The following is a 15,662-nucleotide window of genomic DNA, read 5'->3' as shown; positions in this document are numbered from 1 at the left end:
AAATTGCTGTAATGCCCAAAAGAACACAAAGATTGCCTCTTGCTGATTATCTTCACATTACTTTCACAATCAAGGTATAGAATGTGTATTCTTTGCCGTTAAATACAGTAAATACTATCAATATAAAATTTATATATATTATCGTCTAGCAATAGTATAAAGATTTCGTGTAGATTATTTTTATTTAAAAAAAACAAGAAGAATTAATGTTATTACTTGAAATAAGTGAATCGATCATGAAGTTTAGATGAGTCATAGTCGATTCCAGTGTGTATGCCGCTCCTTGTTGTCAGCGATCGCGAATAGCCATCAAACGATGACTGCTTTCCGGAAACCAACTAACAACAGAGATGAACCCAAACGTTATGCAACTAGACACCAACCTATCTGAGATGACCCATACATCAATGATGAGCATGGAAAATAATGAACCTCTCCCTCATCAAGACCATCCAGTCAAGCAAACCGAACATCTCGGATTATTTGATTTAGTTCCCCATTCAGCCGCAACTCATGTCGCTGTTAACGATGGCTCTTGGTTTGATCCAAATACATGGGAGCAAGGTCAAGTTCCTGGAACTGATGCTAGAGTCGTCATTTCTGAAGGTGTTCATGTCACCTACGATGCCGAGAGTGACACTCGTCTAGAAACCGTGCGTGTGGATGGAACATTGGAATTCGCCCACAACCGCAATACCAAAATCGTCGTAGACACATTTATCGCATCACCGACAAGTACATTAACGATTGGCAGTGAAGCTAACCCGATTCAAGCCAACAAAACAGCCCGAATTGTCATTGCTGACAACGGAGAAATTGATTCCAATTGGGACTCTACCCTAATTAGTCGTGGCGTTGTCACTCACGGCAAAGTTAGAATTCATGGTGCAGAGAAACTCGATTTTATATCGCTGCAAACAGACGCATCAGCTGGTGACAATGAACTGGTGTTAAATCTGCCCGATGGCATGACTACACCGGCTGGCTGGCAAGTTGGGGATAAATTAGTCTTAGGTGGCACATCCTACAATCCCGACGGTTCGGATGAGGATAACAGTCGGTTCCAAGATGAAGTCTTAACCATCACCGAAATTAACGGCAACCGGATTCAATTTACCAACAACGATATTACTTCTGGCGATAATACCGTACTCCGATTTGACCACCATCGCCCCCAGGGATTTGAGAGCGAGAACTTAAAGCTTTACATCGCCAACACCAGCCGGAACGTTATCTTCGAGACCGAAAACGCTGAGACATTACCCACTCAGCAACGGGGTCATGTGATGTTCATGCACAACCCGGATGTTGAGATACAAAACGCTGGATTTTATAATCTGGGACGAACTAATATCTTCAGTGGTGTTGATCAGGTGAGTCGTGTCAGAGAGGCGGACACTGTTGCCGTTAAAAACCTATCACCAGAACTGCAACCCGTCCTTTCCCAGGCTTCCTATGATAACGATGATCCAAACAGCCTGGATGTGACCAATGTGCCACTACGCCGTTTATCTGGTTTCGAGAGTTATAACTCGGATTTGGGCATCGTCTTCTGGAATCACATGCGGAATAATGATGGTCAGTTGGGTTTTAACGGTCCAGGCACAAAAGAAGCCCATGACGCTCGCTCTCTTGTCGATAATTTCAAACTTTGGAATATCTATGGCGAGGGTATCTTTTTACAATACAGTTCACAGATTGATTTTGTTGATGGATTGATTGTCGGTGATCCAGAAAACCCTGTTCCATTGCAGAAAGGAATGAACGGTAACGGTCGTGGTCACGGCATTGGTAGCAACACATTGTCTCAAAACCTTCTCTATAAAAACCTTCGCATCGAAGGATTTGAGCGTGGTGTTCGCTTACCAAATGAAGGTAATAGGAGTAAATTAGTACCGTTTTTGGGTTCACGCCTTGAAGACAGTTATCTTGCAAACAATACCTATAACCTATCAAAAAAGGAGCATCCAGGTGACCGACTTTTCTTCCCCGATTCCTTCGATATCGTTAACACCGAATTTAACATCTCTGGTGCCAATATTGCTCCTACTGCTACCTTCAGCTATGAATCAATCGGTAGTCAGGGTGTTGTGACGTTTGATGCGGGTGATTCGTTCGATAGTGATCCACCAGAGGCACTAGAACTAGAAGGCAACGCGATCGCCAGTTACGGTTGGGATTTTGATAATGATGGTACTATCGACGAATTCGGTCGCCAAGTCAATCACCAATTTGACTCAACGGGTTCTCACAATGTCAGCCTGACTGTTTGGGATAGCCAAGGCGCAACAAGTACCCTAACTAAACAGGTTCAGGTAACTCCCACACCATACCCTAACCTGATTGCAGACGGCACGTTTAGTACCACCAGCGAATTGGGAAGGGCAATCAACGCTACCTTTGACAGCACACGGACTAGTGAGGGTTGGATTGGGAACAATTGGTCACTCGATTCCACTATCGGCAATGGCGGTGCTGCAGTTGTTTCAGGTTCCTGGAATGCCGGAATCGGTCAGATCTTTTTAGATAACGGTAGCCGACGTGGCAAGCAGACACTCAGCATTGATATCAAAAACACTGAAGACACCAATAAAGCCAATGAAATTACCGTCAGTGTTTGGGGTGTCGATGGAGAATTTAGAAGTACAGCCGGAAATCTCGATGGTCCTCAGCAGGCTGGAGCGATCCCGATGACGAAGGAAAAGCTTTTGCATCAGACTGTGGGTGGCTCTACTTTTGACTGGACAAGTTTCAACTGGGATGTAGATTTTGGCGAGGGTTACGAGTTCGTAACTGTTCAAGTTGTCGCCAAGGGAGTTCACCCAGATAATGGCGACTTCATTGCCATTGACAATATCTCTATCGGCGATCCTGCCATTAATGGTAACGGTAATGGTCTAAAAGCCGAATACTACAATAACCGCGATTTTACCGACTTAGCCCTAACTCGCACGGATGAAACCGTGGACTTTAACTGGGGTTCAGGTTCACCTGATGCGGCGATAGATGCCAATACCTACTCGGTACGCTGGACAGGTTCAGTCGCCCCCCTCCACTCAGAAACCTACGAATTCTTCACCAATTCTGATGATGGTGTACGTCTGTGGGTGGATGACCAACTACTGATTGACAATTGGACAAATCATGGGGCGACAGAAAATAGTGGCACAATTGACCTGCAAGCCGGTCAACAGTATGACATCCGCATGGACTACTACGAAAACTTTGGCAAATCGGTGGCACAATTGTTGTGGTCTAGTGAGAGTCAAAGTAAGGAGATTATTCCTGAATCTCAGCTTTATTCCCCTGCTGTTGATACTCCTAGTCCAGAGGTTAGTGGTAACGGTACAGGTTTAACTGCCGAATATTACAATAACCGCGATTTTACCGACTTAGCGCTAACTCGCACTGATGATACTGTGGACTTTAACTGGGGTTCAGGTTCACCCGATGCGGCGATAGATCCCAATACCTACTCGGTACGTTGGACAGGGTTTGTGGAACCTCTCCATTCAGAAACCTATCAGTTCAAAACCTCTTCTGATGATGGGGTGCGATTGTGGGTGAATGACCAACTCCTGGTTGATAATTGGACAGACCATGGGGTTACCGATAATCGTGGCACGATTGACCTAGAGGCGGGACAACAGTACGACATTCGCATGGAGTACTATGAGAATAGAGGAAAATCGGTAGCACAACTGGCTTGGTCGAGTCCAAGTCAATCGGAGGAGATTATCCCTAAAAGTCAGCTTTATGCGGCTAATTCCAGTGATTTTTCGGTCAATGAAATGATGCAGAATAGGGCTAGTTCTTTGACAACAGTTGTGTCGGGAGGTGACGAACTTTTAGGCAATACAGGTGTTAATCATTTCGACAATGGTGGACATTCGCATCTGCTTATAACTGAAGAAAATGGAAGTCAAGATAGTTTTGATTTTGCAAGTGGACAAATGACTTTAGCTAATCATCAAGATGTATCAGACTCGGTTACTGCTAGTGAAGTGACGCCGATTAACCTGATGAATAGCATCGGTATCGGAGATCCTTTCACGAATGAGACTGTTGAATCTCTGATTGAAATGCCTCAAGCTGAACTGCTGACGGTTCCAACTCTTTTTTAATAGCCAATCCGGTTAAGTTTAGGCGATGAGGGTGATATAGTAATCGCCATAGCGGTTAGGACGCATCTTATGGTAGAGACTAGACATGCCTAGTCTGGAACAACAGTTTGTTTGTCCTAATCGATGTGTCTACTGCTAGAATTGGGTACGGCAATGCCGTGCCCCTACCTTAACTATGGGGATCTAAAGCGTCTCTTAAACCATCTCCGAGTAAATTAAAGGCTAAAACGGTTAGAGTAATAAACAAACCAGGAAATAATATTGTCCAGGGAGATGATAGGGAATAGCCGCCCTTAAATGCATCGGATAACATTGTTCCCAATTCCGGTGTGGGAGGTTGGGCGCCTAACCCTAAAAAGCCTAACCCTGCTGCTTCTAAGGTAGCCGTACCAATGGAAAGAGTGGCTTGAACGACTAAAGGACTCAAGCTAGCGGGTAAGATATGATAAACAATAATTCGTCCTGGCGTAGCACCAAACGATCGCACGGTTTGCACAAAGTCCTGTTCCCGCAAGGATAGCACCATAGAACGAGTCAAGCGGATGAAAATGGGGACTTGCACCACACCCACAGCAATCATCACACTGGCGATACTAGGACCGGTTACCGTAACGATCGCGATCGCGAGTAGAATTGAGGGAAAGGCTAACAGGATATCGGTGAACCAGCCAATCACGGTTTCTAATCCGCCTCGAAAATAACCCGCGATTAACCCTAACACGACTCCCACGATTAGCCCTAATCCCACGGAAACTAAACCGATAAACAAAGACGTGCGTAACCCATACCATAACAGGTCAAGCATATCTCGTCCCAAACCATCGGTGCCAAACCAATGATTCAAGCTGGGAGGTTGCAACCGGGCAGTATAATTGCGATCGGTTGCCGGGTTATAGGGATTGAGAATCGGTGCCAACAGCGCCAATATGATTATAGTAAGCGTGATTCCCAGACCAATTTTGCCTGATGTTGATTGCCCAAATCGCTGAACGGCTTTGTTTTCCATGGAAACAGGGAACAGGGAGATAGGGGAGATGGGGAAGATGGGGGAGATGGGGAAGATGGGGAAGATGGGGGAGATGAGGGAGATGAGGGAGAAACGTTCCGGTGAAACGTCTATTGTAGGGGCGGGTTTTACCATTAACATTTGATTTTCACCCTGATGTTACTAAACCCGCCCCAACGGAGTCCAATAATGCCAATGACGAATGACGAATGACAAATGACGAATGACAAATGACAAATGACAAATGACAAATGACAATCAATAATGACTTCCCGATTTGCGATGATGTACAGCCGTCATCCCCATCGATTGCAATACTTTACCATTATCAACAATCGCATAGACTAACCAGTGATCGCCACAGTCCATCCGACTCTGCACTGTACATTCTAAATAAGCCAAGGCATCTTTGATAATCGGACAACCATTTTCCGCCGTTTCCGTCTCTAACCCTGCAAATCGATCGTCCCCTGGGGCAAAGGATTGCAAAAAGTGTCGCCGGACATTCATCCCTTCTTTTAAGATATTCAGGACAAAGCTATCTCCCGTATGCGTCAACGACTCAACTGTCCGATCTTTAGCAATGGCAACAGTAATCCCTGGCGGATTGAATGAGGCTTGCGTTACCCAAGAGGCTAACATACCACTACGAACATTACCACGCTGCGCCGCCACAACACACAATGACCCGACAATTTGTCCCACCGCTTGCGCCGTTCGATCAATTTGGGCGCTACTGACGGCTTGTTTTGGGGCGCGGAATTTCTTGGATTTTTTCAGCGCCTGGGCAAAGTCTGTGCCGATTTCTTTACAATATTGAATTGTCTCGTCGTCAGGTTTAAATTTAACCCGAATCGATTCAAACCCTAATCGATACCCCGCATCTAAGAGTTTACTTTCAATTTCATCAACGGCTTCGCCACTCCAGCCATAGGAACCAAACACCCCAGCTAGTTTGGTTTTCGCGGCATTGGAGAGGACAATCCCTAACGCCGTTTGCACTTGAGTGGGGGTATGCCCACCCAGAGTGGGGGAACCAATTAAAAAGCCATCACAACGTTGAATCGCGGCTTCAATCTCCCCAGTTTCGGCAAATTCACAGTTAATCGATTCGACGGCTGCACCCGTTTTGGTGATACCTTTCGCGATCGCTTGGGCTAAGGTGGCGGTATTCCCATAAGCTGATGCATAAATTAGTGCCACTGTCAAGTCCTGTTCAGTCTGCTGCTGACCCCATTGGCGATAGTCATGGAGGAATCGACTGAGGCTGTAGCGGACAATCGGACCATGACCTGGCGCGTACATTTTAGCCGAGAAGGGGACCAATTTGTTCAGGGCGACGTCCACCTGTCGTGCTTGAGCGGCATGGAGACAATCATAATAGTAGCGTCGGTCTTCGTCTAGGCGTTTCCAGTTTTCATCAAAGAGTTCATCGCCGCAGACATGGGAACCGAAGAGTTTATCGGTAAACAGGATACGGCTTTGGGGATCGTAGGTACATTGTCCATCGGGCCAACGGGGTGTGGGGATGGGGATGAATTGTAGCTGATGATTTTGACCTAAGTCTAAGGTTTCCTCGCCTTTGGGTACCCAAACATTGCATTGGTGTTCCCGTAAGGCATTTTGTAACGCAACCGCCCCGGCTTTAGAACAAACAAAGGTAATTTGGGGGGCTAAGTCTAGCAAGGCTTTCAGCGTTACCATCCGGTTGGGATTAACATGACCTAAAATCACATAATCCAATTGCTGCACATTCATGCATTGCTGCAATTGATTCAGGAAGATTTCGGTAAAGGATTCCCCTGGCGGATCAATCAGCGCTGTTTTATCGGCTTGGATGAGATAGGAGTTGGCGGTTGTCCCCCGTTGCAGGGAATATTCTACCTCAAACTTAAGTCTATCCCAGGTGCGCGATCGCAAAACAGTTGTATCGGTTCCTTCAATGGCGGCGACTTGGACATCACGGGGTTTAATATCAGGGATTGTAGTCATAGATAATCAGTTGGACGAGTTAATGTTGACGGTTTAGATTGGAACTTACGCAAAAGCTCTATATGTAGGGTGTGTTAGCGTAGCGTAACGCACCTTAAGCAATATATAGCCTTACCAAAGCAGGTTAGGACATTTTTACTGTTGCCTGTTGCCTGTTGCCTGTTGCCTTTTGGGATAAACTGATGTCCTAACCTGTGTGCTTAGTGCTATATAGGATGTGACTGTGTAAGTTTTGAGGTTAGGAAAAATGGCACAGCAAAGACCGTAATATTTGGACTTCAGTGACCCCTTTTATCTGCCACAACCGTTGTATTGGGGTAAGGAGTTAACGGGTTATTCTTAGAGTCAGCAACCTGACTCATTGTCGGCTGTTTATATTGCCAGGACAACCGTTTTTCCGGGTCAACCCCATCGAAGGTTGGTGGCAAATAGACTCGTACAATTAATAAGGCTGCCATCACCATTAAGAACGCACAGGCAGCTAAAATTTGAATCCAGGAGGTTTCCAAGACTCCCCGCACAATTACCTCCCGCAGAACCGAGACAATTGAAACTTCCACCGCGACGCCAATCGATACCCGCTGTTCTTGTAAGTAAATAATCAGCAGTCGGAATAACTCAACCAAAATCAGCAAGAACAGAATATCTGAAGTCACGCCAGGGAAATCTAAGGGCGGTAGCAACTCCAAAAACATCTCTCGTAGCTGAATCGCCATTAAAGCAAATAAGCCAACACAGAGGGAAATGATAAATAAGTCTTGAATTGTTTCCAGCGCCCGGACGATGCGATTCTGCTTAAGCTGTTCGTACCAGTTCGGCGGCGAGGATGTTAGAGGATCGTGCATGGGAGGTTCCTTCTGTATCACTAGAACCTAGATTACATTTTCCTCGCTTATTGATGCAAGTTTTTAGTATTTAAAATACTAATGCTTTTAATCAACAGGCACTGATGCTGGGTAGAGACGTAGCATGCTACGTCTCTACATTGCTTATTCAGGCAAGCCCTATATAATTTTAGGTCGTCTGGATATGTCCTCCGCTTCTGCAATCATACTAATCGCAATCGGATCTTTAATCGATTTTGCCGGATTCTCCAGTTTCTCCCCCCTGTGGAATCCCCTACCACTACGTTCCCATAGAACCGTAAAACCAATTGGCGGGTGATTGTGTATCTTGACTTGTGTGATAGTCATAGGAATTCTGGGCAAATTCCTCTCGGGATATGAAACCATCATTGTCCGTATCAATATGGGAAAAAGCAATTTTAGCGTCGGCTTCAGAACTCCCTATTGTCGTCAAAAAAACACTAAACTCTTTTTCATCAATGCTTCCGTTACTATCTAAATCAATAGCTTCATAAAGCATTTTATTCAAGTCAGTACCATTTTTTCTTGCGTTAGGCGACTCGATAAAACGTTCACAAGCCTTGATGTATTCTTCCAGAACTACTTTATTGTCACCATCAATATCAGCGGGTTTGAAATAACCATCCCAAATTTTACGATAAGCAGCCTTAATTTTTTTATGCTCTGGAGAACCTGAACTAATACCCAGCTTTTGAGCAACCTTTTGAGCTATTTCCTCAAAGTCTGATACCGTTACAACTCCATCATTAGATACGTCGTATTTATTGAACGCAAATGAAGTCTTTTTCTTGAGAAATTCAGATAAAGCCATAACTTAATCTAGTAATTTAGCTTTTTAAATTTTACTTATAAAACAAAAATGTAAAATTGTCAAGGTCATTGAAGTAAAAAATTGAGTCTTCCGTACTTAAGTGTGCTAAACTGTTAGGATAATGCCACAAAAGTAAAGCGCGTATTGTAAAATCATTAAAATTCCTGAAGCCAAATCCACACCGTTTTAATAGTTTCAGTTTATTGTTATAGCAGTAGACACATCGATTAGGACGTTTCAGCGCTTCGGCTGTTTTCTTTTCTTAAGGTTTCCGTATTCCGGCGTTCGATGAGTTTCAGCAGGATTTCGCTATGGAAGGAACGACTAATCGGATAGAAGTACGCCCAAGCTAAACCTCCCATGAGGACAATAGCGGGAATCGGACCAATCAGCAGACGAATCGTCCACAACGCGGATTCTGGTTGAGTCACGGGTAACTGTTCGGATGTGGTGGAGATGAACCCAGACACGTCGAGGGCTTTACCCACGAGGAATAGTGCGATCGCGACGGCAATTTTGTGTATTTGTACCACTAATCCGTAGAAAATGCCCTCCCGCCGTTGTCCGGTGTTGAGTTCATCGAAATCAACCACATCCGGAAGCATTGACCAGGGTACAATGTAAGCCGTGGATAAACCCAGCCCCACAAATACCGCCAGAACATACATTAATCCCACTTGATTGGGTTGTAAGAAAAACAGTCCCATTAAGGCACAGACGGTAACAGGGATACCGATACAATAGATAGCCCGTTTACCTATCCGTTTGGCGATCGCACTCCAGACAAATGTCATGCTTAGGGCTGTTCCTTGAACCGTTAGCGCCGTTTGGGTAAAGTGATGATCGGGTAATCCCATCCAATGAATCACAAAATAGGGGAGAATCGCCGCCGTTGTTTGCAGACTTAACCAAGAACACAAATAAATCCCAATTACACAAATAAACGGGAAGTTACTGAACGCAATCCGAAACTGTTGGGTGATGGGTAAAAAAGATACTTGAGTCACGGATTCCCGTTGGGCTTCGATTTGCTTATAACGCTTATGCGTTCCCCAAACACAAAGGAAAATCGCTAACGTGGCGACGACTGCACAAATTGTTCCCAGAATCCGATACTCTTGAGATGGATCATCAATCTGGGCAAAAATAATCTGGGCTAAACCCAGGGAGAAAATACTCGCACCGATACTAAACGCGGCTTTGAAGCTAATTAAACCAATGCGTTCGTCATAGCTTTGAGTTAGTTCAGCCGCTAACGCATTATGGGTGAGAACAACCGAAGTAAACGCGGCATAAAAGAGAATCCCAACTCCCCCATAATAGGCAAACAGTAGCCACTGATCCGAGGTGGGCGGAACAAACCACTGTAAGCTAAAGCCAATCCCCAAGGGAATCGCCCCAATCAGCATCCAGGGGTAACGCCGCCCTAAAGGAGAACGAGTGCGATCGCTCAAATACCCGATCATCGGATCATTAATCGCATCCCAAACCTTGCCAATCAGTAAAACACTCCCCGCCAAGGTGGGATTTAATCCCGCGACATTGGTGAGGAAAAACAGTAAGAAAAAAACTAAGATATTACCCGGAATCTCTCCTCCCAGTTCTCCAACTCCATAAGCTAGTTTGGTGGGCAAATTCAAGGGTTCACTAGGAGTTTTCTGGGGGACAGGATTAGCCATCAGGGATGTTTACAACTCATTTTGAGCGATCATCTCATTTCTGATGGCAGATGACAAGGTTGTCCTTCGTCATTTGTCCTTCGTCATTTGTCATTTGTCATTTGTCATTTGTCATTTGTCATTTGTCATTTGTCATTTGTTTTTCCGAATGACGTAGCCTGCTTCTCGCGAAGCGAGTATGATAAATGACGAATTTTCCTTTGTCTACAGGTGATTAATTAATTGTCATGCATTTCAGCTACTTGATGCAGCGACGTTTCAAATTCCATGCGCTGTTGGGCATTGCGGAGAAAGTAACCGCTCATCATCGCAGAAACTAATAACCGACTCAGATTTTCGCGGTTAGTTGTAACGGTGACATTAAAATGTTCGTGAGGGAGTGCGCCTAACATTCCGATTAGGTTGCGTTCCATCACCTGAACCACTTCCGGATCGGGTTTAGAGAGTTGGGTAACAGTTTCTGGATGCAGAGACTGGACATATTGCCAGAGTACGTTACCGCCTTCGCCTTCGTTGTCGAAGAATTCTGAAACTCGATTGGACAGATTGTTCATAATAGCTAAATTCGTTTGTTTTCCTATCTCTTATCTCTTATCTCTTATTTTAATCAATCTATTAGCCGTCGCCTAGTGAGTGCAACCGAACACCTGTGGCGGATTTTACGACTAATTACAGGTGCTGAAATCATCCTGTCAATGATGCCAAAAATGCCTTGACCACTTCCGCCCAACCCTGAGAACCGGGTGCGGGTGCGACTTGCCATCCTTTACCGGATAATCCGGGATGAATCCCTTTATTTCCGGGAACAATTACCGGATTATCCACAGCTTCCAGCATCTCTAAGTCATTGGGACTATTGCCTAAACCCAGGGTAGTAATTTGGGCATCGGGTCGAGCAAATTGGTAGCCATCTACTACCCACTGTACTGCTTTTCCTTTGCCTGCTCCAGCACCGAGCAAATGACAGAAGCGATCGCCAACAACTATCCGGTATCCTAAGTCTTGTACAATTTCGTTAAGGCGTTCTGGTGTTACCTTCTTAGGAGTCACAAAGGGTTCAGTAAACTGCCGCGCATTGGCTTGTTTTGCTTCATCGGAGGACAATCCTGTCAAGTGACAAATCTCGGCTTCACTCATATCCCCAAATCCCCGCAAGGGTTCATTGAGGGCGGTGGCTATTTTCTCTAATCCAAGTCTGGCTTCAGCATAAGTACAACCTAAGTGATGCAGATGATAACCCCCCCATTGGTTACTTTTGGGTAAGGTTAAGTCGTTATAATCGAGGGGAACAAAGATACCGCTACCATTTTCCACAATAAACGGATCATTGATTTGTAGGGATTGGCGCAGCGTTTCGACTTCTAGGCGTGTCTTACTGGTAACCGGAATAACCGGAATCTGATTATTTTTTAAGGTATTGAGAACAGGAATCGCATTCTGATAACTATAGGTTTCAGAATCCAGAAGCGTGCCATCTAAGTCAGTGAAAATGATTAAAATGGTTGTCATTTGTCCTTTTAAATTCGGTTATTCTTACGCTGTTCTACATTTCAACTGTAAAGTCAATACGGACAAAATCATTGTACAGCGAGCCAAAAATATCGCTACTAATCCCAAATTTAAATGCATGACAGCTTAGTCAGCTACGTTTCTTTTCTACAGTCTCAAGAGACTCACATTGTCTCCATAATACTTGTCAATTAATTTCAGAATATCCTGATAATCAAAGTCATTCGCGAGTTCCAACACCTGGGTAACAAAGGCAAGATAGTCAGAATTTAATTGTTGAAGTCGCAAAATTTGCTGCTGCACATTTTGAACGTCACCCATTTGAGCAGCTTCATACAGCAGTAGTAGTTCTGCTAGCGGCGGTACTACTACTTCAGTTTCTGGGGATAAGGTGTTGATGATTTGATCCGACTCATCCCCAAGTTCCTGAGATAGAGTTTGGCTCTGACTATCATCAATTTCATTAAAATCTGCCCAGGATAAAGGCGTATACACATCCAAGTCAAACCAAAATTTGCTGCCTAGGTTGGGACAACTTTCCAGAAAAATTTCACTCCCCATAAGAGCCAGGATTTTTTGGCTAATAGTCAGTCCTAATCCCGTTCCTTCTGGGCTATGGGAACGCTCCATCACTTGCTCAAATGGCAAGAAAATGTTTTCCCATTTTTCTGGAATAATTCCTATCCCTGTATCTTCGATTTCAAAGCGTATCTTGGCAAAGAGTTTTTTGGCTTTACCTGTTAGCTTAGATGAAATTAATTTATATTCATTCGATTCATAACTGCAACTCCTGACGCTCACTTTTAAAGTAACACTACCTTGACAAGTAAATTTAATTGCATTAGAAAGCAAATTAATTAAAACTTGGCGCAGTCGTTTTTCATCAATATATATCTCTGGAGGCAGTGAAGTGAGCTTAAAATAGACAAATTGAAGCTTTTTCTCTTGAGCTTTAAATTTAAATAGTTCTACCAGATTATTTAAAAATAAATAGAAATCAATATAGTCAGGAAAAAGTTTCAGCTTTTGAGCTTCGATTTTAGACAAATCTAAAATATCATTAATCAGCATAAGCAGATGACTACCGCACTGATAAATAACGCTAAGTCCCTTGTGTTGCAAAGGCGTGCAATCTGTATCTTTTTGCAGCAGTTGAGCGTAACCCAAAATGCCTGTTAGAGGAGAACGGAGTTCATGACTCATGTTAGCGAGAAACACACTTTTGGCACGGTTGGCGGCTTCAGCTTGCTCAACGGCTTGGTGCAAAGCGGCTTCAGTTTGCTGGCGAATCTGAATCTCTTCCAAAAGCTGTGCATTTTGCACAACGAGTTGCTGAGAAAGTCTCTGAAGGCGCAATTGATTCTCGACTCGCGCCACGACTTCTGGGGCTTGAAAGGGTTTAGTAATGTAGTCCACACCGCCAACGGCAAAGGCTTTTAGTTTATCAGCTGTTTCATTTAAGGCACTTAAAAATATGATGGGAATTGAACAAGTGGTGGTGTCTTCTTTAAGAATAGAGCAGACTGTATAGCCATCCATCTGTGGCATTTTAATGTCGAGGAGAATTAAGTCAGGCGGGTGAGAACGAACTGTTTCTAATGCCACCTGTCCACTAATGGCTTTTCTAACTTTATAACCCTCTAACCTAAGAATTGCCGCCAAGGAGCGCAGGTTATCTATATTGTCATCTACGATTAAAAGACTCGTTTGCTTGTTTACCATAACTCCCCTTTGCTCTCGTCAATTTACTTTGAAATATTGCAGTATGAATTTTCGGGAATTGAGTATTCCGCTACCGTCTGATTTCTGCCTCCTGCTTTCGCTCGATACAGTGCCTGATCTGCCTGATTAATTAACGCTTCCACGTTCACTAAAGGATTAGGAATTAGACTGGACACGCCTAAACTTAAGGTGACATATTTACTGCTCTCTGAACCGCGATGGGGAATCTTGAGAGTTTCCACGCCTTGGCGGATAGTTTCGGCAACATGAATCGCGCCTTTGGCATTGGTATTGGGTAAAATGACGGCAAATTCTTCACCGCCATAGCGGGCGACTAAATCGGCGGGACGTTTGACTGATAGGCGGATTTTTGTGGCTACGTTTCGCAGACAATCATCGCCGGATTGATGTCCATAGGTATCGTTATAACGCTTAAAAAAATCAATATCTGCTAAAATTAAGGAAAGGGGAAGTTGCTCTCGAAATAGTCGTTGCCATTCTCGATGAATGTATTGGTCAAATTTGCGGCGATTGGCGATTCCGGTTAAGCCATCTATAGTCACTAAATATTTGAGTTTCTGATTGGCTTCAAATAAAGCCGTTTCGACTTTAATCCGCTGGATCAATGTGCCTAACTGAGCCGCGATAAGCTGGATAAAGTCGATTAATCTCGGTTCGGATTCACTCCTGGCTTGTTTGAAAAAGACTAAAATGGCTAAGACGCGATCGCGAAACAGAATTGGTACGCCGACACCCGTTTTTAGGTCAAGATTTAACCCCCCTTCAGCACAAAGACAACAGCAAGCTGATTCCGCCGAAATCTCGGTGATCCATTCCGGCTTTTGCGATACCCACACTCGCCCCGGTAGTCCAATATTCGGCGCAAAGGTAGTAGTTTTTCGATGATATCTAAATAAGTCAAAGGTGGGATCTCGACTATACCATCCCCGACTACAGTCCAGGAGAGTTTCTTTCGGATTAGGAATCCACGCTTCGGCAAAATCCCAATCAATAGTTTGACAAATTTTTGTTAATGTGATAGTCAGAGCAGACTGAAAATCATCGGTTTGGCTAATCCGGTGAGTCAGCGTTAATAAAAGCTGTAATTGGGCATTTTGGTCTTGAAGTTGCTTCTTTTGGGCGAGGAGTTCTTGGCGTTGATGGGCAATCATCAGGTTATTTTTAACGCGGATTAATACCTCTTGCGCCTGAAAGGGTTTTACAATATAATCTGACCCACCCACATTAAAGGCTTTCACCTTATCTTCTACGTCATCTAAGGCACTCAAAAAGATAACGGGAATCCTTTGAGTAGCGGTGTTGGCTTTTAGAGTTGAGCAAACGGTATAGCCATCCATTTGCGGCATTTTGATGTCGAGGAGAATTAAGTCCGGCGGGTAGGAACGAATGGTTTCTAACGCCATCTTGCCACTAATAGCTTTTCTCACTTTATACCCAGCACTGCTGAGGATGGCAGCCAGCGATCGCAGATTATCAGGATGGTCATCTACAATTAAGATATTTGCTTTAACATCTAACATCGCTGCCCTCCTCGGTTATAAGTAATAAGTCTATTGTAGAGCCAGGTTGAGCAACTGTAGAGCCAGGTTTAGGGACAATTGTAGGGGCGGGTTTAGGGACTAAATTTATCTCCCCACCGATAACGGAAAAACAAAACCCGCCCTCCTCACCGATAACGGAAAAACAAAACCCGCCCTCCCCACCGATAACGGAAAAACAAAACCCGCCCTCCTCACCGATAACGGAAAAACAAAACCCGCCCTCCCCACCGATAACGGAAAAACAAAACCCGCCCTCCCCACTTTCCGCTATTATGGGATACGTTTGATCCCCCTAAATCCCCCTTAAAAAGGGGGACTTTAACGGTATCAGGGTGTGTTAATATAGCTGTTACCGCAGTAAATGAACAACTTGCACCCGCCCTTGTCAGAA

At 44.4% G+C, this 15,662-nt stretch carries 10 protein-coding genes; 1 reads left to right on the top strand and 9 read right to left on the bottom strand.

What is annotated here, in order from left to right:
• The first annotated feature begins 365 nt into the window (after positions 1-365).
• On the top strand, positions 366-4,124 hold the full coding sequence (locus tag RIG27_RS33560; protein ID WP_446351360.1) for a PA14 domain-containing protein: 3,759 nt from the start codon (positions 366-368) through the stop codon (positions 4,122-4,124).
• Between the two features lie 169 nt (positions 4,125-4,293).
• Here RIG27_RS33560 and RIG27_RS33555 read toward each other — a convergent pair whose 3' ends face one another.
• The 9 genes from RIG27_RS33555 to RIG27_RS33515 form a co-directional block, all read right to left on the bottom strand.
• Positions 4,294-5,130, bottom strand: a complete 837-nt coding sequence (locus RIG27_RS33555) for an ABC transporter permease (RefSeq protein WP_446351375.1) — start codon at positions 5,128-5,130, stop codon at positions 4,294-4,296.
• A gap of 258 nt (positions 5,131-5,388) precedes the next feature.
• Positions 5,389-7,122, bottom strand: a complete 1,734-nt coding sequence (locus RIG27_RS33550) for a diflavin flavoprotein (RefSeq protein WP_446351359.1) — start codon at positions 7,120-7,122, stop codon at positions 5,389-5,391.
• A 278-nt stretch (positions 7,123-7,400) separates the two neighbouring features.
• On the bottom strand, positions 7,401-7,967 hold the full coding sequence (locus RIG27_RS33545; protein WP_446351358.1) for a phosphate-starvation-inducible PsiE family protein: 567 nt from the start codon (positions 7,965-7,967) through the stop codon (positions 7,401-7,403).
• 280 nt (positions 7,968-8,247) lie between these two features.
• A complete protein-coding gene (locus RIG27_RS33540; protein WP_446351357.1) occupies positions 8,248-8,799 on the bottom strand; it encodes an EF-hand domain-containing protein in 552 nt (183 codons plus the stop codon).
• Positions 8,800-9,026: 227 nt separating this feature from the next.
• Entirely contained in the window at positions 9,027-10,478 is a 1,452-nt protein-coding gene (locus RIG27_RS33535) for an MFS transporter (RefSeq protein ID WP_446351356.1), read from the bottom strand.
• Between the two features lie 218 nt (positions 10,479-10,696).
• The gene (locus RIG27_RS33530) at positions 10,697-11,032 is read right to left on the bottom strand and encodes a DUF760 domain-containing protein (RefSeq protein WP_446351355.1); all 336 of its coding nucleotides are present in this window, start codon (positions 11,030-11,032) and stop codon (positions 10,697-10,699) included.
• A 130-nt stretch (positions 11,033-11,162) separates the two neighbouring features.
• Positions 11,163-11,987, bottom strand: coding sequence for an HAD-IIB family hydrolase (locus RIG27_RS33525; RefSeq protein WP_446351354.1), 825 nt, complete (start codon positions 11,985-11,987; stop codon positions 11,163-11,165).
• 147 nt (positions 11,988-12,134) lie between these two features.
• A complete protein-coding gene (locus tag RIG27_RS33520) occupies positions 12,135-13,709 on the bottom strand; it encodes an ATP-binding response regulator (protein ID WP_446351353.1) in 1,575 nt (524 codons plus the stop codon).
• Between the two features lie 23 nt (positions 13,710-13,732).
• Positions 13,733-15,250, bottom strand: a complete 1,518-nt coding sequence (locus tag RIG27_RS33515; RefSeq protein WP_446351352.1) for a diguanylate cyclase domain-containing protein — start codon at positions 15,248-15,250, stop codon at positions 13,733-13,735.
• Positions 15,251-15,662: the final 412 nt, after the last annotated feature.

The sequence above is a fragment of the Coleofasciculus sp. F4-SAH-05 genome (genome assembly GCF_040222985.1).
Classification (GTDB): Bacteria; Cyanobacteriota; Cyanobacteriia; order Cyanobacteriales; family Coleofasciculaceae; genus Coleofasciculus; species Coleofasciculus chthonoplastes.
The sequence above is the reverse complement of the archived record's forward strand: the minus strand, read 5'-3'. Positions and strand labels throughout refer to the sequence as shown.